The sequence below is a fragment of the Dankookia sp. P2 genome (assembly GCF_050632255.1).
Lineage (GTDB): Bacteria > Pseudomonadota > Alphaproteobacteria > Acetobacterales > Acetobacteraceae > Paracraurococcus.
Genome location: NZ_CP192581.1, coordinates 356,216 through 376,393, shown reverse-complemented (window position 1 = coordinate 376,393; position 20,178 = coordinate 356,216). Strand labels below are relative to the sequence as shown.

Below are 20,178 nucleotides of genomic sequence, written 5' to 3'. Positions count from 1 at the left end.
GCCTCAGCCCTCGCCGCGACGGCGCCGGCGGAGCCGCTCGCGTTCGGCCCGGTCCTCCTCGATCATCAGCAGGAGGTCCTCGGGGATCGGCTCGGCGGCGACCTTGTCGAAGGCCGCGCGCAGGCTGGCGCCGAGCCAGATGTCGAAGGCATCGTTCTCCGGCTGGCACTCGGCCGGGGCGGAGGGGCGACGCCGACGCGCCGGCATGTCGGTCATGGCTTCATCCTCCGCTGCGCGGCATACAGGATACAACACGCGGCGGGGCGGATGGCTGCGTCCGGGCGCACATTCCGTGCCGGCGCGTCCTGGATACAACGGGCCCGGTGCCACCGAAGCGGGGCCGGCGCGCCCGGCATCGCCCCCCGGGGTCGCTTTTCCGCCCCCGGCCGCGGCCCTATGCTGGGGCCACTGAACCCGGGGAGGGGCTCCATGACCGCAACCATCGTCTCGCCGCGCCTGATGCGCATCGGCGGCGGCAGCGTCGGCCAGATCGCCGAGGTGCTCGGCCTGTTCGGCCTGTCCCGGCCGCTGGTGGTCACCGACCCCTGGATGCTCTCCTCCGGTACGGTCGACCGCTGCCTCGACCCGCTGCGGGCCGCCGGACTGGACCCGGCGGTCTTCGCCGAGACCGTGCCCGACCCGACAGACACGGTGATCGAGGCCGGCGTCGCCGCCTTCCGCGCCGGGGACTACGACTGCCTGATCGGCTTCGGCGGCGGCAGCCCGATGGACACGGCCAAGGCCATCGCCATCCCTGCCGCCGCGGCGCCCGGGCAGAAGATGCGGGAATTCAAGGTGCCGGCCCAGGCCGACAAGGCGGCCTGCCCGGTCATCTGCATCCCGACCACCGCCGGAACCGGCTCCGAGGCCACGCGCTTCACCGTCATCACCGATACCGAGACCGACGAGAAGATGCTGATCGCCGGGCTCGGCGCCCTGCCGTTGGCGGCGATCGTCGACTACGAGCTGACCTACAGCGTGCCGCAGCGGACCACCGCCGATACCGGCATCGACAGCCTGACCCATGCGCTCGAGGCCTATGTCTCGAAGCGGGCCAACCCGCATGCCGACAGCCTGGCGCTCTCCGCCATGCGCCTCATCGGCCGGCATCTGCGGATCGCCTACCATCAGCCGAAGAACGCCGCGGCGCGGGAGGCGATGATGCTCGGCGCCATGCAGGCGGGGCTCGCCTTCTCGAACTCCTCGGTCGCGCTGGTGCATGGCATGTCGCGGCCGATCGGCGCGCATTTCCACGTCCCGCACGGCCTGTCCAACGCGATGCTGCTGCCGGCGGTGACGGAGTTCGGCCTGAACGACGCCCTGCCGCGCTATGCCGAGGCCGCGCGCGCCATCGGCGTCGCCACCATCGAGGATGCCGACCAGGTGGCAGGCTCTAAGCTGCTGGAGGAATTGCGCGCGCTGAACCAGGAGCTCGGCGTGCCGACGCCGCGCGGGCATGGGATCGGCGCCGCGCAATGGGAAGGTATGCTGCCGCTGATGGCGAAGCAGGCGCTCGGCTCCGGCAGCCCGGCGAACAACCCGCGGGTGCCGGACGAGGCACAGATCATTGCGCTTTACCGCAAGGTTTATGGCTGACCAGGCTGGGCCAGGGGCGCCATCACTCCGCGGCCGCGGAGCGATGGCGCCCGGCCAGGCCCTACTGCACCCGGCCGCCGCGCCAGCCGGCCCACCAGCCGGGCAGCGCCGCCGCCGGCAGCGGCCGGCTCACCGCGAAGCCCTGGGCGTAATGGACGCCGAGGTCGCAGAGCGCCGCCCAGATCCGCCCGTCCGACACGCCCTCGGCGATCACCGCCTGGCCGCGCGCCTCGGCGGCCTGCACCAGGCGGCGGACCTCCTGCCGGCCATGCGCCTCGAAGGGCAGGCGCTCGACCATGGAGCGGTCGAGCTTCAGCCCTGAGAAGGGCAAGCGGTGCAGCCGGGTGCGGCCATCGCCCAGGGCGACATCGTCCAGCAGGACCCGGTAGCCCGCCCGCCGCAGCCGCAGCAGCGCCCGGTGCAGTTCGGCCAGGTCCAGCACCGGCGTCGTCTCGGTCAGTTCCAACGCCACCTGCCGGGGCCCGAGGCCGCGCCGGCCCAGCGCCCGGCGCAGCCAGGATTGCAGGTCGGGCTGCAGCAGCTGCGCCAGCGGCAGGTTGATCGAGACGCCGAGCCGGAGCCGGGGCCAGTGCCGCCCCATATCCGCCGCCGCCGTGCCGGCGACGCTGACGGACAGGCAGCGGCCGAGGCCGTTGCGCTCGGCGAGGGGCACGAAGGTGTCGGGCGAGACCGGGCTGCCCGGCCCGTTCCAGCGCGCCAGCGCTTCCACCATCACCGGACGGCGGTCGGCCAGCCGTACCACAGGCTGGTAGTGCACGCCGATCTCGCCACGCGCCAGGCCGGCGCGCAGCGCGGCGGCCGGGCCGTCGGCGGGCGATGGACCTCCGGCGAGCAGCGCCGGTGCCACGGGCCAGGGGATGGGGGCCGCGCCCGGCATCGGGGCGGAGGGTCGTGCCGGCATCCTGCGGCCCGGTGCGCCCGACTTCCGGCCAAGCGGGGCGGAGGCCGGGACGGCAGGCGCCGCGGCGGTCGGGGCCGGGTCGTGCGGCAGGATCTTCACCTGGACCTCGTGCGCGGCGGCGGGACATACGCCTGGGGAGTGCACGGCTTGCATTCCGGTAACGTCGTGCAGTGTATAGCCCTGTTTCGCGACCGGCTGCAGGCTATAAATGGCGAAACGGATGTTTTTTAGAAGCCGGGCGTGCGGTCCCGCCTCAATCGTGCCGTGCGGTCCAGGGGTCCTGAGTCCAGCGCTCGCCGAGTTCCGCCAGCATGCGCCGCAGCATCGGCTCCCAGGCTGCCTGGCCGATGAAGCGCGGCACAAAGCCCTCCGCCTGCGCCTGCGCCGCGAAGTCCGGGTCCACCACCACCGCCTTCAGCGCCGCGACCAGCGGCGACAGCACGGCCCCATCGATGCCCGCCGGCACGGCAAGTCCCCGATGGGCGGCGAGCTGCAGCGGAATGCCCTGCTCGGCGAAGGTCGGCACCTCCGGCAGCAGCTCGCTGCGCCGCGGCTGGGCCAGGGCGAGGCCCGAGAGCCGGCCGTCGCGCAGCGCGGCGATCGCCTCGGGCAGCGCCAGCAGGGCGCAGGCGATGTTGCCGGCCAGCACCGCCTGCCGCGCCGCCGGGGCGCTGGCGAAGGCCAGCATGTCGAAGGAAAGGCTGCCGCCGAGCGCAAGGGCGGCGAGATGCGCCGCGCTGCCATGCGGCGGGGTGCCCAGCACCGCCTGTCGCCCGAGCGCCCGGAAGGCGTCGAGGTCGTCCAGCGTGCCGGTCTGGCCGACCAGCACCAGCGGCTCCTCCGCCACCACCGCGAGGAAGTCGAGCCGGGCGAGCAGGGGCCCGGCATGCGCCTCGATGGCGCGGGACAGCAGCCGCGGCACCGCGACCGCGCCGATCAGCCTGCCATCGGGTCGCGCGGCAGCGAGGGCGCGGGCGGCGGCGAGCCCGGCCTCCCCGGGGCGGTTGACCACCGCGACGGCGGCGCGCGGCAGGTGCCGCTCTAGGAAGGGGCGAAGCCGCGGGCCCAGCGGTCGGCGGCGCTGCCGGCAGCGGCGCCGACCAGCAGGCCGATCGGCGCCGCGGCGCCGGCCGCCTGCGGCAGCAGCGCCAGCCCGGCCAGTGCGCCGAGGGCCCGCCGGCCCCGCCCACCGCCGCGCCGGCCATGACTCTCCGGGGCCGGCTCAGACCCCAACCGGCGCGCCCGCCTTTGCGGCGGCGGGCGGCGTCGGCTCGTTCCGCCGCATCCGGTTCTGCCCGGTGAAGAGCACGATCGGCGCGGCGATGAAGACCGAGGAGGAAGCGCTGACCACGATGCCGAAGAGCATCACCCAGGCGAAGCCCGACAGCGTGTCGCCGCCGAACAGCGCCAGGGGGACGGCGGAGAGCAGCAGGGTCATGGAGGTCCCGAGCGAGCGGTTCAGCGTCTCGTTGATCGACTGGTCCACCAGCTGGCGCAGCGGCATCTGCTTGTACTTCCGCAGGTTCTCCCGCATCCGGTCGAAGACCACCACCTTGTCGTTGGCCGAGAAGCCGATGACGGTGAGGATGGCGGCGACCGTGGTCAGGTTGAACTCGACGCCGAACAGCACCATGAAGCCGACCGTCTTGGTGGTGTCGAGGATCAGCGTGACGATGGCGGCGATGGCGAACTGCCATTCGAAGCGGAACCAGATGTAGAGCAGCATCGCCAGCAGGCTGAGCCCGAGCGCCAGCAGCCCGCCGATGAAGAGCTCGTCCGAGACCCGGTTGCCCACGGCCTCGACCCGCAGCACCTTGGTGCCCGGCGCCACCTGCTCCACCGCGGCGCGGACGGCATTGACCGCGGTCTGGGTGCCGGCCTCGTCGCCCTGCACCGGCAGGCGGACGAGCGACGGTGTCGGGCGCGCCGAACTCCTGCAGGCCGACATCGCCGAGGCCGAGCCCTGCGACCTTGGCGCGGAGCGCCGCGAGGTTCGCCGCTTCCGGCGTGCGCACCTCCATGGTGATGCCGCCCTTGAAGTCGATGCCCTTCTCGAGCCCCGGATAGAAGGCGCCGATCAGCGAGGCGGTGGAGAGCAGGGCCGAGGTCAGCAGGCCGATCCGCGCGCCCTTCATGAAGGGGATGTGGGTCACGTCCGGCACCAGGCGGAACATCGGCCGGGCAAGCCGCCCGATCAGCCCGCGGCCGTTCTCCAGCACCGGCAGCTCCTTCGGGCGCTTCGCCTTGTACCACCAGGAGACCATCAGCCGCACGAGCGTCGTCGCCGTCCACATCTGCACCACGGTGCCGATCGCGACGGTGACGGCGAAGCCCTTCACCGTGCCGCTGCCGAAGCCGTAGAGGCAGGCCATGGCGATCAGGTTCGTCAGGTTGCTGTCCATGATGGTGCCGGAGGCCTTGGTGAAGCCCGCCTCCAGCGCCGACAGCGCCGGCCTGCCGTTCTTGTATTCCTCGCGGATGCGCTCGTTGATCAGGATGTTCGCGTCGAGCGCGGTGCCGAGGGTCAGCACGATGCCGGCGATGCCCGGCAGGGTCAGCGTCGCCTCGAGCAGCGAGAGCGCCGCCAGCATCAGCATGATGTTGATCAGCAGCGCGATGTCGGCCAGCCAGCCGAACAGGCCGTAGGCGAGGCCCATGTAGAGGAAGACGAAGAGCGCGCCGGCCGCCAGCGCCAGCACGCCGGCGCGGATCGCATCCGCCCCGAGCTCCGGCCCGACCGAGCGTTCCTCCACCACCGTCAGCGGCGCCGGCAGGGCGCCGGCGCGCAGCAGCACCGCCAGCTCGTTCGCCGACTTGGCGTTGAAATTGCCGCTGATCTGGCCGCGGCCGCCGGTGATCGGCTCCCGGATGTTGGGCGCGGTGATCACCTTGTCGTCCAGCACGATGGCGAAGGGCCGGCCGACATTGGCGCGCGTCACGTCGGCGAAGCGACGGGTGCCGATGGAATCGAAGGTGAAATTCACCACCCATTCGGCATTGCGGTTGTCCTGGCCGGCGCGTGCATCGGTGAGGTTGGCGCCGTCCACCTCGACCCGGCGGCGCACCGCGTAGCGCTCCGGCTGGCCGCCACGGCCTTCGCCGGTCAGGAACATGACGCCGGGGGCGGGGTGGTGGCGGCGGGGTTCGCCGTCTCGTCCAGCAGGTGGAAGGTCATGCGGGCGGTCTTGCCCAGCAGGTCCTTGATCCGGTTCGGGTCCTCGACGCCAGGCAGCTGCACCAGGATGCGGTTCTGTCCCTGGCGGGCGATCAGCGCCTCGGCCACGCCGGTCTCGTCGATCCGGCGGCGGACGATCTCGATCGACTGCTCGACCGCGCCGGAAGCCTTGCCGCGCAGCCCGGCCTCGGTCAGCGTCGCGGTGACGGTGCCGTCGGCGCGGCGGCGACGTCGATATCCGGGGTGGAGGTGCCGATTCCGGTCGGGATCTGGTTGGCCAGTTCCTTCAGCTGGGCGGTCGCCGCGGCCGACTGGGCCGGGTCGCGCAGGCGGAAGGTGATGCGGCGCTGCGCCGGCTCGGCCGCCAGGTTCACGTAGCCGATATTCTGCTGCCGCAGCCGGGTCCAGGCGCCGTCGGCCAGACCTTCCAGGCGCTCCCGCACCACGGCGTTCATGTCCACCTCGAGCAGGAGGTAGGAGCCGCCGCGCAGGTCGAGGCCGAGGGAGAATCGCCGGGCCCAGCCCGGCAGCTCGGATTTCGGGAAGAAATTCGGGACGCAGAGCAGCGCCCCCAGCAGGCAGACCGCGAGGATGGCGGCGGTCTTCCAGCGCGCGAAGAACATCATGGCGCGGTACGGCTCATCGGGATGGTCTACCCTTCGGGGCGGCGCCCCCGCGCAACGTCCGGGGGCGAACCGGCCGGGAATGTGACGACGGGGGCGGCGATGCAAGCCGGCAGGCCGATCCGAGCCCTCATCCACCCGCCGATCCGCCAGCCGGGATGCAACCCGATCGCCGATCGCGGTTTATCCGGATGCGAACGGAGGGTTCATACATGGGTATCATCGGCACCATCGTCATCGGCTTCCTGGCGGGGCTCGTCGCCAAGTTCCTGCATCCCGGCCGCGACCCGTCGGGCTTCATCGTCACCACCCTGCTCGGCATCGTCGGCGCCTTCGTCGCCACCTATCTCGGCCAGGCGGTCGGCTGGTACCGCGCCGGCGAAGGGGCCGGCTTCATCGGTGCCGTGGTCGGCGCGGTGGTCGTGCTGGCCATCTGGTCCATGGTGACCCGGCGCTCGAGCACCGGCGACGGCGCGCTGCGCTGATCTGCGCCGCGGCGGCGGGAGGCGCGATCACCGCCGAGGTCAGCCTCCGCGGCAGCGCATCAGCGGTGCGGACCGCCGGTGATGCGTTGCCGCCGACCGGGGCGGCACGCGGCGGCCGCTGATTGGCGTCGATTCCGAACGGCTCGGCCCGGGCGGTCCATGCCCCGGCGGCGCCTGGCAGCTGGCGGTGCGACCGCTTCCCGATCCGGCCCGTGGCCGGCTCGGCGCGATGGTGAGCGCCCCGGCGATGAGGCCGGAGAGAGGGGCCACGGCCGGGTGGCTCAGCCGCCGGCCCAGAGGCCGCCGCCCATGAGCCAGGCATAGAAGTCGCCCGGTGCGGCCGCCTCGGGCTTCGCCGGCGCGGCCGGCTCCGGCGGCGCCAGCCAGCGGCGCTCGGCCGCGCGGATCGCCAGCAGGCGGGCGCGGATGGCGGCGAAATCCTCGGCGATCGGGGTGTGCAAGGGGCGGGGTTCCGGCCTGGGGGTGGGCGATGCGCCCAGATGCCATAATCGCGAGTTGTTCCCCATCCATGACCGGCCTGGGTTTGAGCCGACGGCGGCGATCCGCTAGACGCCGGGGCCTCACTGGCGGGATGGGACCGGCGGCATGGCTCTCAGGATCGGCGTCCTCGGCACCGGGCATTTCGGGCGTTTCCATGCCCTGAAGCTGGCGGCACGCGGCGTACTCTCGGGCGTGCACGATGCCGATCCGGCCCGCGCCGCCGCGGTCGCCACCGAATGCCGGACCCAGGCACTGGATGCCAGCGGGCTGATCCAGGCCAGCGACGCGGTCATCATCACCGTCCCCACCGCCTTCCACCATGCCTATGCGCTGCAGGCGATCGCCGCCGGCCGGCACCTCTTCGTCGAGAAGCCGATCGCCGCCACCGTGCCCCAGGCCGAGGCGATCATCCGCGGCGCCGCCGACCGCCGCCTGGTGCTGCAGGTCGGCCATATCGAGCGCTACTCGGCCGCCATCCGGACGCTTCGCGCCAGCGGCGCCGAGCAGGGGGCGATGGCCTTCGAGGCGACCCGCGTCGCCCCCTTCCGGCCGCGCAGCCTGGATGTCTCGGTGGTGCTCGACCTGATGATCCACGACCTCGACCTGGTGCTGACGCTGGCCGGCGCGCCGCTGGCCGAGGTGCGGGCGGTCGGGCGGAAGGTGATGTCCGACCACCCGGACTTCGCCGTGGCGCAGCTGCGCTTCGGCAATGGTGCGGCGGCGACGGTGACCGCCAGCCGGATCAGCGTGGCGCTGGAACGCCGCCTGCGGGTGCTCGGGCCGCGCGGCGAGACCCGCGTCGATTTCCTCGCCCGCAGCATCGAGAGCGTGCGGCCCGGCGGCGCCGAGCCGGTGTCGGCCATGCCGGGCTGGGGCATCGACCGCGCCACCTGGGAGGACCATGACAGCCTGGAAGCCGAGCAGGCCGCCTTCCTGTCCAGCATCGAGCGCGGCGCGACAGGTCGAGGCCAGCGGCGCGATCGGGCTGGCGGCGCTGGATGCGGCGCTGCGGGTGGAGAAGGCGATCGCCGCCGGCTGAGCCGGCCAGCAGCGCTGCGCGGTCCGGCGGTCCCGCGCGGCGAGGCGGCCACGGCGCGGCGCCCGATTCCGTTGCCGTGCCGATTCCGGATAGCGGTAGGCGACCGCCTGGCGGACCCGGCCGCCTATCATCCGCACCCGTCATCCAGGCCTGGGCGGGGCTTGCCGCCCTGGCGCCCGGGGATGTGGTTGGGGAGCATGCCGATGCAGCGAGTTCGCATGGTCCGCGTGGCGTTCCTGGCCGGCTGCCTCGCCGGCTGCGCGGCGCCGCAGCCCGTGGACATGCCGCGAGCCACCGCGCCGGTCGCCGCACCGGTCGCCGCACCGGCCGGAAGTGCGCGCGACCTCGATGGGGGGCGGCCGGGCGGCAGTGCCGGCGTGGCGGCGCCGGGCGGCTTCGCCAGCGGCAGCTGGGGCGGGTCGCAGGCGCCGAGCGACATGGCGCCGCCCGGCATCACCCGCGCGCCGCGGCCGTGACCTGCCGCAGGGCGCCGCCGCCGGGCCCGCGCGGAGTGCGGCAGGGCCGCAAGTCGCTTCGGTGAGGCGGGAGGCGGGGGCATCGTCCCGGCAGGGCCCGCGGGTCCAGTGGCGGGCCGGGCTCAGGTGGGGGCGTGGTCCGCGGCGCGGCAGGCCTGCCGGATCTCCGCCAGCACCGCCACCGCCGCCGCCTCGCTCGGCAGCCCCTCCGGCGCCCGCAGCAGGGCGCGCACCGCCGCGAAGCCTTCCCGCTGCGCCGCGGCCGCCGCCGGGTCGCGCAGCAGCCGCAGCAGCGCGGTGGCGAGCGCCGCCGGGGTGCAGTCCTGCTGCAGCCGCTCCGGCGCCAGCTCCCGCCCGGCCAGCAGGTTCACCAGCGAGACGTAGCGCACCTTGATCAGCCGGCGGACGATCTCGGCGGTGACGGGGTTGGCCTTGTAGCCCACCACGTGCGGGATCCCGGCCACCGCCATCTCGAGGCTGGAGGTGCCGGACTTGATCAACCCCGCGCCGCCGGACTGCGCCACCGCGGCATAGGCGTCGTGCTTCTCGGCCAGGGTGGTCACCAGGATCGGCGGCACCGGCCAGTGCGCCGTGCCCTCGCGCACCGCGGCCTCGACCTGCCCGGCGACCGGCAGCACCGGGCGGAGGCCGGGAATCCCGGCCGCGGCCAGCCGCAGCGCCTCCCCGAAGGGCCCGAGCAGCCGGCGGATCTCGCCGCGCCGGCTGCCGGGCATGACGATGACCGGCCGGTCGGCCGGGCCCAGCCCATGCGCGGCGCGGAAGCGGGCGGCATCGCCGGCATCGGCGCCGCTCTCCAGCACCGGATGGCCGACGAAGGTGACCGGGATGCCGGCCGCCTCGAAGAAGGGCGCCTCGAAGGGCAGCAGGGCGAGGATCCGGTCCACCCGGCGGGCGATCTTGCGGACCCGGCCCGGCCGCCAGGCCCAGACCTGCGGGGCGACGTAGTGCACCACGCGGATGCCGCGCGGCCGCAGCCGCTCCGCCAGCCGCAGGGTGAAGCTCGGCGCATCGATGGTCACCAGCACCGCCGGCCGGCGGGAAAGGATGTCGGCCTCCGCCTGGTCCAGGCGCCGGGCCAGCCGGCGCAGGTTCGGCAGCACCTCGAGCAGCCCCATCAGCGACAGCTCGCGCATCGGGAAGAGGCTCTCCACCCCTGTTCCGCCATGCGCTCGCCGCCGACGCCGGCGAATTCCAGGCCCGCGGCGCGGCGCCGCAGGGCGGCGATCAGCCGGGCGCCGAGCACGTCGCCGGAGGCCTCGCCGGCGAGGAGGTAGACAAGGCTCACGCGAAGACCGCGACGCCTGGTCTCGGCAGCGGGGCGCGCGGCCAGTCGCGGTGGTTCAGCACGGCGCCGTCGCGCCGCACCGCCTCGATCCGCGCCGGATCGAGCGTGCAGAAGCACCAGCCCGGCGCATCCATCGGCCCCGCCGCCAGCACCCCGTCCTCCGGGAAGCCGCGATCGACCGGGCCGAAGACCGCGGCCTGGCCGCGATTCGCATCCAGCGCGGCGGACCAGGGGGCGTCCCCCACGGTCGGCGCCACCGCGACGAAGCACTGGTTCTCCAGCGCCCTGGCCTGGCAGGAGAAGCGCACCCGGTTGAAGCCGTGCAGCGTGTCGGTGCAGGTCGGCACCAGCACCAGCCAGGCGCCCGCCTCGACCTGGGCGCGGACATGCTTGGGGAATCCGAGATCGTAGCAGACCGAGATGCCGAGCAGCCCCCAGGGCGTTTCGAAGACCTGCGGCCCGGCGCCGGCGGAGACGCCCCAGCGCTCGGCCTCGAAGCGGGTCATCATGCCCTTGTCCTGGAAGGCGAGCCGGCCGTCCGGGGCGATCAACGGCGCCCGGTTCACCACGGCATCGCCCTGCCGCATCGGCAGGCTGCCCGGCTGCAGCCAGAGCCCGTGCCGCCGCGCGGCCGCGCGCATCGCCTCCAGCACCGCCGGCGCGGCCGCGACCATGGCGCGCAGCTCGGTGGCCTCGTCCGGGGCCGTGCTGCCGGCCAGCGCCGGGCCCAGCTCGACGCAGGCATATTCGGGCAGCAGCACCAGGTCGGCCCGCCCCGCCGCCTGGCCAAGCCAGTGGTCGAGCTTGGCGGCGAAGCGGGCGACATCCGCGGTCGGCTCCACCGGCCAGGCCAGCGCCCCGAGGCGGAGCGCCGTCATGCCAGCGCCTTCAGCCAGAAGGACAGCACATGCGGCGTCTCCCGGTCGTCCCCGGTCTCGCGCCAGTGGAAGACGCAGGAGAGGTCGGGGCGCGGGGCATAGCCGCGCCTGCGCCAGAAGCCATCGAGCGGGACATGGCCCGGCGGCCGGCGCGGGTCGTTCGGGTTGCGCACCACGGCGCAGAAGGCGGCCTCCGTGAGGCCGAGGCGGCGGGCATGCGCTTCCCGCGCGGCGAAGAAGCCGACCCCGGCGCCGCGGCCGCGATAGGCCGGCAGCAGCACGCTCTCGCCGAAATAGCAGATACGGGCGGGGTCGAGCCCGCGGGCGCGGAAGGCGCCGGGGACCGGCCCGCCAGCGGTCTCCATCGGCTGGCAGGTCGCCATGCCGACCGGCGCGTCGCCGTCGAAGGCCACCACCACCGCCGCCCCGGGATCCTCGGCATAGGCGGCGACATAGCGCGCCTCATGCGCCGCATCGCCCTGGTAGAGGTAGGGCCACTCGGCAAAAACCGCGAGGCGCAGCCGCGACAGGCCAGGCAGCGCGGCGCGCAGCGCCTCGCCCGAGAGCGTTTCCAGCCGGAGGGGAGGGGGTGTCATCGCCCCGAGATAGGCGGGCGCGGCGCCGGGTGCAAAGGGCCGCTCATCCCGGGCCGGCGCCGATCGCCGCCTGCTGACGAGGCGCTCTCGGCGAAGGCGCGCAGGCCCTTCTCCACCGTCGCCCGGTCGAGGTCGCGCAGGATGAAGACCAGCCGCGAGCGCCGGTCGTCGCCTTCGGGCCAGGCCGCCAGCTTCACCGGCGGGTGGAACAGGTGCTGGACGCCATGGATGGCGACCGGCCGGTCCTCGCCCTCGAGGTTCAGGATGCCCTTGATCCGCAGCACGCTCTCGCCGCGGGTCATGGTCAGCACCTCGAGCCAGGTCGCGAGGCCGTCCCAGGGCAGGGGCTGGTCGAAGGTCAGGCAGAAGCTGTGGATGCGGGCATCGTGGCGGTTGGCGTCGTGGTGGTGGTGATGGTGGTCATGTCCCTGCGCCCAGGCCTCGGCATCCAGCCAGCGGCGGACATCCGGGTGCTTCCGCGTCGCGTCATAGAGGCCGCAATCCAGCAGCGCCTCGGGCTCGATCTCGCCATGCAGGGCGTTCAGCAGCGGCGCGCCCGGGTTCAGCGCGCGCAGCCGGGACCAGAGCGCGCTGACCTGCTCCGGCGTCGCCAGGTCGGTCTTGGTCAGCACCAGCCGGTCGGCCACCGCAACCTGCTTCACCGCCTCGACCTGGGCATCCAGCGTCGCCGCGCCGGTCGCCGCATCGACCAGCGTCACCACCCCGTCCAGCCGGTAGCGGTAGAGCACCAGCGGGTCGCTCATCAACGTCTGCAGGATCGGCGCCGGGTCGGCGAGGCCCGTCGTCTCCACCACCACCCGGCGGATCGCATGGCCCCGCTCGATCCGCACCGCGAGGTCGCGCAATGCTTTCACCAGGTCGCCGCGCACGGTGCAGCAGAGGCAGCCCGCATTCAGCAGCACGGTGTCGCCGTCGAGGCGTTCCACCAGCAGATGGTCGAGCCCGATCTCGCCGAACTCGTTGATCAGCACGGCGGTGTCGGCCAGCGCCGGGTGGCGCAGCAGCTTGTTCAGCAGCGTGGTCTTGCCGGAGCCGAGGAAGCCGGTCAGGACGGTGACGGGCACCGGCTCGGGGCGCGGCGGGACGCCGGCGGAGGCTGCGTCGCTCATCGGCCGTAGAGCTCCTCGGGCGAGACCTCGGGGGCGGCGATCTCCGCCAGCGCGCCGTCGCGCAGCGCCAGGAAGAAGCAGTTGCGCCGGCCGGTATGGCAGGCGACGCCGGTCTGGTCGACCAGCGCCAGCAGGGTGTCGCCGTCGCAATCCAGCCGCAGCTCCACCAGTCTCTGTTGCTGCCCGGAGGTCTCGCCCTTCCGCCAGAGCCCGCCGCGGCTGCGAGAGAAGTAGCAGACCCGGCCGGTCGCCAGCGTCTCCTCGGCGGCCTCCCGGTTCATCCAGGCCATCATCAGCACCTCCCCCGTGTCGTGCTGCTGGGCGATGCAGGGCACCAGGCCGCGCGGGTCGAAGCGGATGGCGTCCAGCAGCCGCGCCCGGATGGCGGGGTCGGCAATGATCGGGTTCGTGGTGGTGGCGGTCATGCCGCATTATATGGGTGGATGGCCCCGATGGAGAAATGCATGCCCGTCGCCGCGACCGCGCCGGAGCTCAGCCTCGACCGCGCCGCCGCCCTCTGCGCCCGGCGCGGCGCCCAGCTCACCGCCCTGCGGCGGGAGGTGCTGCGGCTGGTGCTCGAGGCGGAGGCGCCGGTCGGCGCCTATGCGCTGCTCGACCGGCTGAAGGCCAGCCGGGCCGGGGCGGCGCCGCCCACGGTCTACCGGGCGCTCGACTTCCTGGTGGAGCAGGGGCTGATCCACAAGGTCGAACGGCTCGGCGCCTTCATCGGCTGCGCCGACGCGCTGGACCACCCGGACGACTGCGGCTGCGGCGAGGCGCATGACCACCCGCACCAGTTCCTGATCTGCAACCGCTGCGGCGCAACCGCCGAGGTCAGCGACCCCGGCGTGGCGCTGGCCTTGGCCCGGGCGGCGCGGGCCGCGGGGTTCGAGCCGCGCAAGGCGACGGTGGAGGTGGAGGGGGTCTGCGCGCGCCGCGCAGCGGCGGCCGGGTAGGCCAGGGGGCGCCGCCCCCTGGACCCCCGCCAGAGGCCGAAAGGCCTCTGGACACCTCGAGTCGGCAGGCTGAGATCGATGTTTTGCTTGTGAAAAGGATAAATATCCTATAATGTGCTCCGTCATTTCGCTGGCCACGGAGCTCCCCGCCGATGCCGCTTCCGCCCCCCGTCCCCGGCCGCCGCTACACCCCCCGCCGCGCCTGGGCGCCGATGACCGACGCCGAATGGGCGGAGGTGCTGCCGCATCTCCGCACCGTTGTCATGGGCGAGGGCCGGCCGCTGCGCGATGCCCGCCAGCGGATCGACGGCATGTTCCAGGTCGCCGTCTCCGGCCTGCCCTGGCACAGCCTGCCGGAGGAATACGGCAAACCCGACACCGTCAGCCGCCACTTCCGCCGCCTGGCGCATGCGGGCCTCTGGCTCCGGCTGGTCGGCGCCTGCGCCAACCGGGCCGCCCCGCCCGCCCTGCGGCGGATCGAGTACTTCATCTGCCGCGCCGCCCGCCGCGCCATGCGCATCCTCGGCCAGGAGGGCGCCGCCGCGGTGAACGCCGTCGGCCTGCTCACCGCGCTGCCGGTCTGGCCGATCTACCTGCGCCGCCCCGCCGCCCTGGCCCGGGTGAACGCCATGGTCTCGGCCTGGCTGGAGCCCTTCCGCCGCCGCCCGGTCGAGGAGTTCCCGCAGAAGGAGATGCGGACCTGGCTCCGGGTGATCCGCTTCTTCGAGGGCAAGCCCTGGCATCGCCGCTGGGCACCCGCATGACCCGGGACCGCCGCCGGGCCTTGCCGGATGCCGGGCCGGGCCGCGGCTTTATCCGAAACCCGGATTCCGATCGGAACCGATTGGTTGCGGCCGCCCGGGCATCCGGTGTCTCATGCCGCCGTGGCGCCGTTCCGCGCCAGGGGAGGACATAGATGAGGCTAGAAAGGCTGCTCGCCATGGCGCTGGGCGCCGGGCTGCTCGCCGCGCCGGCCATGGCGCAGGTGACGGAACAGGATTTCCGCGGCGGCCGCACCGGCGACCTGGCCGCGCTCTGCGGCGCCGGCCCGCAGGACCCGATGCAGACGGCGGCGCTGAACTGGTGCCACGGCTTCATCGTCGGCGCCGGGCAGTACCACCGCTCGGTCGCCGATGCCGGCAGCGGGCCGAAGTCGCTCTTCTGCCTGCCGACGCCGGAACCGACCCTGGAGCAGGCGCGCAGCGCCTTCGTCGCCTGGGCCCGTGCGCATCCGCAATATGCGGCGGAGAAGGCGGTGGACGGGCTGTCGCGCTTCGCCGGGGAGACCTGGCCCTGCCCGGCGACGAAGCCGGCCGGCCGCGCGGCGAAGCGTTGAACGGGAAGGCGACGACCATGCGAAAGACCATCCTCCTCCCCGCCCTGCTCGCGCTTGGCCTGGCGGGGTGCGCCGACATGAACTCGACCCAGCAGCGGACGCTGACCGGCGGCGCGGCGGGTGCCGCGGGCGGCGCGCTCATCGGCGCGATGGCCGGCAATGCCGGGCTCGGCGCTCTGATCGGCGGCGCGGCGGGCGCCGGCGGCGGCTACCTCTTCGACCAGAGCAAGCAGTCGCAGCAGCGCGCCTACGAGCAGGGCTACCAGCAGGGGCGCGCGTCCCACCGATGAGCGGGTGGCGCCTGGTATCTGAATGGGTGCCGGGCGCCGTCGGCGACATCGCCGCGCTGCATGCGCGGCACTACGCCGCCAGCCACGGCTTCGGCGCGGTGTTCGAGGCCAAGGTGGCGCGCGACCTCGGCGAATTCCTCGGCCGGCTCGACCCGGCGCGCGACCTGTTCCGCGCCATGCTGGCCGAGGACGGCGCGGTGCTGGGCTCGATCGCGCTGGATGGCGGGGAGGCCGGCCTGCCCGCCGGCACCGCGCATCTCCGCTGGTTCATCCTGGATGCCGGGCTGCGCGGTGGCGGGCTCGGCCGGCGCCTGCTGTCCGAGGCGCTCGACCATGCCCGCGCCGCGGGCTTCGCCCGGGTCTTCCTCTGGACCCTCGCCGGCCTGCCGGCGGCCGAGCGGCTCTATGCCGAGGCCGGCTTCGTGCTGGAGGAGGAGGTCACCGGCCAGCAATGGGGCCGGCCGGTGACGGAACGCCGGCTGGGGCTCAGCCTCTGAGGCGGGCGAGGCCCTGTTCGAGGTCGGCGATCAGGTCGGCCGGGTCCTCAAGGCCGACATGGATGCGGGCCATCGGCCCGCCGAAGTCGCCGGTGCCGGCGGTGCGGGTGATGTTGCCGGTGGTGGCGATCGCCAGGCTCTCGAAGCCGCCCCAGCTGGCGCCGATGCCGAAGAGCGCCAGGCTGTTGATGAAGCGGTACACGTCCTCGATGCGGTACTGCGGCTGGAAGACCACGCCGAACAGGCTGCAGGACCCGGTGAAGTCGCGCTTCCACAAGGCATGCTGGGGGTGCTCCGGCAGCGCCGGGTGCATCACCCGCAGCACCTCGGGCCGCGCGGACAGCCAGCGCGCCACCTCGAGCCCGCTGGCCTCCTGCCGCTTGAGGCGGACATTCATGGTCCGCACGCCGCGCAGCGCCAGCCAGCAATCATCGGGGGAGGCATACTGGCCGAGCTGCGAGCCGGCGGCGCGGAGCGTCTTCCAGTCCTCCTCGGAGTTGACCGTCACGCTGCCGAGCAGCACGTCGGAATGCCCGCCGACATACTTCGTCAGCGCCTGGATCGAGACGTCGACGCCGTGCCGGAAGGGCATGAAGTGATGGATGCCCCAGGTATTGTCCATCATCACCTTGGCCCCGCGCGCATGCGCGGCGCGGGCGATGGCGGGGATGTCCTGCACCTCGAAGGTGTGGCTGCCGGGGCTCTCGGTGTAGACGACCTTGGTGTTGGGGCGGATCAGCGCCGCCATCCCGGCCTCGTCCACCGTCGGGTCGTAATAGGTGGTCTCGATGCCCCAGCCCTTCAGCAGCCCGTCGCAGATGTTGCGGGCCGGGCCATAGGCGCTGTCCGGCATCAGGCAATGGTCGCCCGCCTTCAGCCAGGCCAGCAGCGGCACCGCGACGGCGGCCAGGCCGGTGCCGAGGATCAGGGCGCGCGTGCCGCCCTCGATCTCGGCGATCACGTCCTCCAGCGCGTAGTGGGTCGGCCCCCCTGCGTGCCATAGGTCATGAACTGCTCGAACCGATGCTTGGCGCCGTCGCGCCGCGCCTCGCGATCGGGAAGAGCACGGTCGAGCCGCGATGGATGCCGGGATTGACGAAGCCATGCACATGCGTGCCGGCGCGGCCTGCATGGCTCATCCGGGTGGAGAAGCCGTAGGACTTGGTCTTGGGCGCGTGATCATCCGGCATCAGCTGTGCACCTTCGGTGTCTCGGGGCGGGAGGCCCATTCGGTCCAGGACCCATCATACACGGCCGGCTCCGGGAAGCCCGCCTGGAGCAGGCCAAGCGCCAGGATGCAGGCGGTCACGCCGGTGCCGCAGGAGGTGACGACGGGGCGTTCGGCGGTGACGCCGGCCGCGGCGAAGATCGCATGCAGCGCGGCCTTGTCCTTCATCGTCTGGTCGGCATTGAGCAGCAGGTTGAACGGCAAGCTGGCGGCGCCGGGCATGTGGCCGGAGGGCAGGCCGGGGCGGGGCTCCGGCGCGGTGCCGTCGAAGCGGCCCTTGGCGCGCGCGTCGAGGATCAGCGCGCCGCCGCCGCCCTGGCGGACGATCCGCTTCACGTCGCCGATGCCGCGGACCCGCTCGGCCTCGAAATCGGCGACGAAGTGGCCGGGCGCCGGGCTGGCGGGCGGGCCGGCCTCGGTCGCGCGGCCCTCCTTCACCCATTTCGGGAAGCCGCCGTCGAGGACCGCGGCGTGATGGTGCCCGAAGAGCCGCATCAGCCACCAGCCGCGCGCGGCGGAGGCCAAGCCCTTCTGGTCGTAGAAGACCACGCGCGTCGTGTTGGAGACGCCGAGCGCGCCCATCAGCGTCTCGAACCGCGCCGCGGTCGGGATCATGTGCGGCAGGCTGTTGTCGGGGTCGGCGACCACGTCGATGTCGAAGTAGCCGGCGCCGGGGATGTGCGCCGCGGCGAAATTGGCGCGGCCGTCCTGGTTCTCGTTCGGGAGGAATTTCGTCGCGTCGAAGACCAGGAGGTCGGGCTTGCCGAGCTCGCCCGCGAGCCATTCCGTGCTGACCAGATCGTCCATCGCCTATTCCCCCGCCAGAACCAGGTAGACCCTGCGATTCTGCTTGCCCTTGTTTTCGAGCTTGGTGACCTCGACCCGGCCGATCTCCGCCGTCGCGCGCACATGGGTGCCGCCGCAGGGCTGCAGGTCGACCGGCGCGTCCTCGGCGCCGATGCGCACCAGGCGGATGCGCCCGGCGCCGCGCGGCGGCTGGACGGACAGGGTCCGCACCAGGGACGGGTTCTCGTCCAGCTCCGCCTCGCTGATCCAGCGCTCGCCCACCGCATGGTCCTCGGCGACCAGGGCGTTCAGCCGCTCGGTCAGCCATTCCTTGGTCGGCGGCGCGGCGAGGTCGAAGTCGAGCCGCGAGCGCTCGGCGCCGATCTGCCCGCCGGTGACACCGGCGCCTGGGATCAGGCTGCAGAGCAGGTGCAGCGCGGTGTGCATCCGCATGTGCCGGTGCCGCGGCGCCCAGTCGAGCGCGGCGGTGACGGTGGCGCCGACGGGCGGCAGCGCCGCACCCTCGGCGGGCAGGTGCAGCACGGTGTCGGCCTCGCCCTTCACCGCCTTGTTGACCGGCATCTCGCCGCCCTCCCAGCGCAGCCAGCCGGCATCGCCGGGCTGGCCGCCGGCCTGGGCATAGAAGGGGGTGCGGTCCAGCAGCACGCCCTCGGGGCCGGCGGCGAGCACGGTCGCCGTCGCCTCCCGTGCATAGGCGTCGTCACGATAGAGCAGTTCGGTCGGCATCACGCCCATTCCTGTCGCAGCCGCGCCCGGTGATGCCGCAGCCACCAGAGGCAGACCATCGCCGTCGCATTCATGATTCTGGTTGGCATCGAGCATGGCGAAGGCCTGCTCGGCCGGCACCACCAGGACGCGGGTATTCTCGTGCTCGTCGAGCAAGCCATATTCGCCGCCCGCGCCCGGCTCGGGCAGCCGCACGCGGGCGGCGTAGTAGTGCATCGTCTCGTCGCAGCCGCCCTGCATCAGCATGGTGCGGCAGATCAGCTCGAACCGGTCGGGGCTGAGGCCGGTCTCCTCCAGCGTCTCCCGCACCGCCACCTGCTCCGGCGCCTCCCCGATCTCCTGCAGCCCGGCCGGGCATTCGACCATGATCGGGTCGAGCCCGGCGGCCAGCGCCGGCAGGCGGAATTGCTCGATCAGCGCCACGGAATCGGCGACGGGGTCGTAGGGCAGCACGGCGACGCCGGCATGCCGGCGCCACAGCTCCCAGACCAGCTCGCCGGACTGGCTGCCGTCGAAGCGGGCATAGGTGAAGCGGACGCGCTGCAGCGGGAAGCGGCCGTCCCAGACGACCTCGTCCTCCAGCACCGTCACGCCGGGATGCGCCGGGATCGGCGGCGCCTTCGCTGGTCTGGCTTTCATGCGGCGGCGACCCTACCCTCCGCCCCCAACGCCGTCCATGGACCGAGAATGCCCGAAGCCCCCGTCGCCTCCCTCACCGGGGCGGCGAAGAACGCCGCGTCCCGCCGTCGCGCGGTGCTGATGATCCTCGGCGCGGCCTTCCTGTTCTCCCTCGCCGGGGCCTGCGTGAAGGCGCTGGGCGGCCAGGTGCCGCTGGCGCAGGTGGTGCTCTGCCGCAACTTCTTCGCCGTGCTCGTGCTGCTGCCGCTGCTCTGGCGGGCCGGCGGCCTGGCCGCGCTGCGCACGCGCCACCCCGGGCTGCACGCGCTGCGGCTGGCGGCCGGGCTCGGCGGCATGGTCGCCAGCTTCTACGGGCTGACGGTGCTGCCGCTGGCCACCGTGACCGCGCTCGGCTTCACCATGCCGCTGTTCCTGACGCTGCTGTCGATTCCGCTGCTGGGCGAGCGGGTCGGGCCGCGCCGCGGCGCGGCGGTGCTCGCCGGCTTCGGCGGGGTGCTGCTGATGACCTTGCCGGGCGGCGCCGCTGGGGCGGATGTCGGCGGGCTGCTGGCGGTGCTCGCAGGCGCCCTGGCCTGGGCGCTGGCGATGATCACCATCCGCCGCATGGGCGATGCGGGGGAGGGGAATGTCGCCATCGTGGTCTGGTTCGCCCTCGGCGCCGCGCTGCTCTCGGGCTTGGCCAGCCTGCCCGGCTGGAGTTGGCCGAGCGCGGGGCAATGGGCCTTCCTGGTGGCGATCGGGGTGATCTCGGCCGCGGCGCAGGTGATGATGACCGAGGGTTACCGGCGCGGCGAGGCGACGCTGCTGGCGCCCTTCGAGTATTCCGCCATCCTCTGGACCAGCACGCTGGGCGTGGCCTTCTGGGCGGAGCTGCCGGATGGCTGGGATGTCGCCGGGATCGCCGTGCTGGTGGCCAGCGGGCTTTATATCTGGCGGCGCGAGGTCAGCCTGGGCTTGCGCCGCTGACCCGGG

General features: G+C 73.4%; 20 protein-coding genes and 4 pseudogenes. 9 read left to right on the top strand and 15 right to left on the bottom strand.

Features of this window, described 5'->3' with window-relative positions; translation table 11 throughout:
* Positions 1 to 3: 3 nt before the first annotated feature.
* A complete protein-coding gene (locus ACQ86J_RS02140) occupies positions 4 to 216 on the bottom strand; it encodes a NepR family anti-sigma factor (RefSeq protein WP_431269840.1) in 213 nt (70 codons plus the stop codon).
* A gap of 213 nt (positions 217 to 429) precedes the next feature.
* On the opposite strand from ACQ86J_RS02140, the gene ACQ86J_RS02135 reads away from it, so the two are divergent.
* Positions 430 to 1,596, top strand: a complete 1,167-nt coding sequence (locus ACQ86J_RS02135) for an iron-containing alcohol dehydrogenase (protein ID WP_431269839.1) — start codon at positions 430 to 432, stop codon at positions 1,594 to 1,596.
* Positions 1,597 to 1,657: 61 nt separating this feature from the next.
* Here ACQ86J_RS02135 and ACQ86J_RS02130 read toward each other — a convergent pair whose 3' ends face one another.
* The 5 genes and pseudogenes from ACQ86J_RS02130 to secD all read right to left on the bottom strand — a co-directional run.
* The gene (locus tag ACQ86J_RS02130) at positions 1,658 to 2,617 is read right to left on the bottom strand and encodes an EAL domain-containing protein (RefSeq protein WP_431269838.1); all 960 of its coding nucleotides are present in this window, start codon (positions 2,615 to 2,617) and stop codon (positions 1,658 to 1,660) included.
* Positions 2,618 to 2,771: 154 nt separating this feature from the next.
* Positions 2,772 to 3,530, bottom strand: a complete 759-nt coding sequence (locus tag ACQ86J_RS02125) for a tripartite tricarboxylate transporter substrate-binding protein (protein ID WP_431269837.1) — start codon at positions 3,528 to 3,530, stop codon at positions 2,772 to 2,774.
* Between the two features lie 29 nt (positions 3,531 to 3,559).
* Positions 3,560 to 3,751, bottom strand: coding sequence for a hypothetical protein (locus tag ACQ86J_RS02120; RefSeq protein ID WP_431269836.1), 192 nt, complete (start codon positions 3,749 to 3,751; stop codon positions 3,560 to 3,562).
* Positions 3,741 to 4,692: pseudogene (gene secF / locus ACQ86J_RS02115) on the bottom strand (protein translocase subunit SecF). Before secF ends, ACQ86J_RS02120 begins: the two are co-directional and overlap by 11 nt.
* Positions 4,693 to 4,734: 42 nt before the next feature.
* A pseudogene (gene secD / locus ACQ86J_RS02110) lies at positions 4,735 to 6,319 on the bottom strand (protein translocase subunit SecD); the annotation flags it as partial.
* 209 nt (positions 6,320 to 6,528) lie between these two features.
* On the opposite strand from secD, the gene ACQ86J_RS02105 reads away from it, so the two are divergent.
* Positions 6,529 to 6,801, top strand: coding sequence for a GlsB/YeaQ/YmgE family stress response membrane protein (locus tag ACQ86J_RS02105; RefSeq protein ID WP_431269835.1), 273 nt, complete (start codon positions 6,529 to 6,531; stop codon positions 6,799 to 6,801).
* Between the two features lie 281 nt (positions 6,802 to 7,082).
* On the opposite strand, the gene ACQ86J_RS02100 is transcribed toward ACQ86J_RS02105, so the two are convergent.
* Positions 7,083 to 7,262, bottom strand: coding sequence for a hypothetical protein (locus tag ACQ86J_RS02100; protein ID WP_431269834.1), 180 nt, complete (start codon positions 7,260 to 7,262; stop codon positions 7,083 to 7,085).
* 145 nt (positions 7,263 to 7,407) lie between these two features.
* Here ACQ86J_RS02100 and ACQ86J_RS02095 point away from each other — a divergent pair, with 145 nt between their 5' ends.
* The gene (locus ACQ86J_RS02095) at positions 7,408 to 8,817 is read left to right on the top strand and encodes a Gfo/Idh/MocA family protein (RefSeq protein WP_431269833.1); all 1,410 of its coding nucleotides are present in this window, start codon (positions 7,408 to 7,410) and stop codon (positions 8,815 to 8,817) included.
* A gap of 122 nt (positions 8,818 to 8,939) precedes the next feature.
* Here the strand turns inward: ACQ86J_RS02095 and lpxB are convergent.
* From lpxB to hisI, 5 genes and pseudogenes are all read right to left on the bottom strand, one after another.
* Positions 8,940 to 10,123, bottom strand: a pseudogene (lpxB, locus tag ACQ86J_RS02090) (lipid-A-disaccharide synthase).
* Positions 10,120 to 11,001: a carbon-nitrogen hydrolase family protein gene (locus tag ACQ86J_RS02085; protein WP_431269832.1), complete on the bottom strand. Its 882-nt coding sequence runs from the start codon at positions 10,999 to 11,001 to the stop codon at positions 10,120 to 10,122. The pseudogene lpxB and the gene ACQ86J_RS02085 overlap by 4 nt, the downstream one beginning before the upstream one ends.
* On the bottom strand, positions 10,998 to 11,597 hold the full coding sequence (locus tag ACQ86J_RS02080; RefSeq protein ID WP_431269831.1) for a GNAT family N-acetyltransferase: 600 nt from the start codon (positions 11,595 to 11,597) through the stop codon (positions 10,998 to 11,000). The genes ACQ86J_RS02085 and ACQ86J_RS02080 overlap by 4 nt, the downstream gene beginning before the upstream one ends.
* Complete coding sequence (locus ACQ86J_RS02075; protein WP_431269830.1) at positions 11,594 to 12,727, bottom strand: CobW family GTP-binding protein; 1,134 nt, start codon at positions 12,725 to 12,727, stop codon at positions 11,594 to 11,596. The genes ACQ86J_RS02080 and ACQ86J_RS02075 overlap by 4 nt, the downstream gene beginning before the upstream one ends.
* Positions 12,724 to 13,152, bottom strand: coding sequence for a phosphoribosyl-AMP cyclohydrolase (hisI, locus tag ACQ86J_RS02070; RefSeq protein ID WP_431269829.1), 429 nt, complete (start codon positions 13,150 to 13,152; stop codon positions 12,724 to 12,726). Before hisI ends, ACQ86J_RS02075 begins: the two co-directional genes overlap by 4 nt.
* 39 nt (positions 13,153 to 13,191) lie before the next feature.
* Between hisI and ACQ86J_RS02065 the strand changes: the two genes are divergently transcribed.
* From ACQ86J_RS02065 to ACQ86J_RS02045, 5 genes are all read left to right on the top strand, one after another.
* Positions 13,192 to 13,683 carry a Fur family transcriptional regulator gene (locus ACQ86J_RS02065; protein ID WP_431269828.1) on the top strand — a complete coding sequence of 164 codons (492 nt, stop codon included), beginning with the start codon at positions 13,192 to 13,194 and terminating at the stop codon, positions 13,681 to 13,683.
* 152 nt (positions 13,684 to 13,835) lie between these two features.
* The gene (locus tag ACQ86J_RS02060; RefSeq protein ID WP_431269827.1) at positions 13,836 to 14,447 is read left to right on the top strand and encodes a transposase; all 612 of its coding nucleotides are present in this window, start codon (positions 13,836 to 13,838) and stop codon (positions 14,445 to 14,447) included.
* Between the two features lie 152 nt (positions 14,448 to 14,599).
* Positions 14,600 to 15,019: a Rap1a/Tai family immunity protein gene (locus ACQ86J_RS02055; protein ID WP_431269826.1), complete on the top strand. Its 420-nt coding sequence runs from the start codon at positions 14,600 to 14,602 to the stop codon at positions 15,017 to 15,019.
* 17 nt (positions 15,020 to 15,036) lie between these two features.
* The gene (locus ACQ86J_RS02050; RefSeq protein WP_431269825.1) at positions 15,037 to 15,309 is read left to right on the top strand and encodes a YMGG-like glycine zipper-containing protein; all 273 of its coding nucleotides are present in this window, start codon (positions 15,037 to 15,039) and stop codon (positions 15,307 to 15,309) included.
* A complete protein-coding gene (locus tag ACQ86J_RS02045; protein WP_431269824.1) occupies positions 15,306 to 15,806 on the top strand; it encodes a GNAT family N-acetyltransferase in 501 nt (166 codons plus the stop codon). Before ACQ86J_RS02050 ends, ACQ86J_RS02045 begins: the two co-directional genes overlap by 4 nt.
* Here ACQ86J_RS02045 and metC read toward each other — a convergent pair.
* The 3 genes and pseudogenes from metC to ACQ86J_RS02030 form a co-directional block, all read right to left on the bottom strand.
* A pseudogene (metC, locus tag ACQ86J_RS02040) lies at positions 15,796 to 16,996 on the bottom strand (cystathionine beta-lyase). The gene ACQ86J_RS02045 and the pseudogene metC sit on opposite strands and share 11 nt — an antisense overlap.
* Complete coding sequence (locus ACQ86J_RS02035) at positions 16,996 to 17,841, bottom strand: sulfurtransferase (protein WP_431269823.1); 846 nt, start codon at positions 17,839 to 17,841, stop codon at positions 16,996 to 16,998. The pseudogene metC and the gene ACQ86J_RS02035 overlap by 1 nt, the downstream one beginning before the upstream one ends.
* A 3-nt stretch (positions 17,842 to 17,844) precedes the next feature.
* The gene (locus ACQ86J_RS02030) at positions 17,845 to 19,206 is read right to left on the bottom strand and encodes an alanine--tRNA ligase-related protein (protein ID WP_431269822.1); all 1,362 of its coding nucleotides are present in this window, start codon (positions 19,204 to 19,206) and stop codon (positions 17,845 to 17,847) included.
* Between the two features lie 48 nt (positions 19,207 to 19,254).
* Between ACQ86J_RS02030 and ACQ86J_RS02025 the strand changes: the two genes are divergently transcribed.
* Complete coding sequence (locus tag ACQ86J_RS02025; protein ID WP_431269821.1) at positions 19,255 to 20,172, top strand: DMT family transporter; 918 nt, start codon at positions 19,255 to 19,257, stop codon at positions 20,170 to 20,172.
* Positions 20,173 to 20,178: the final 6 nt, after the last annotated feature.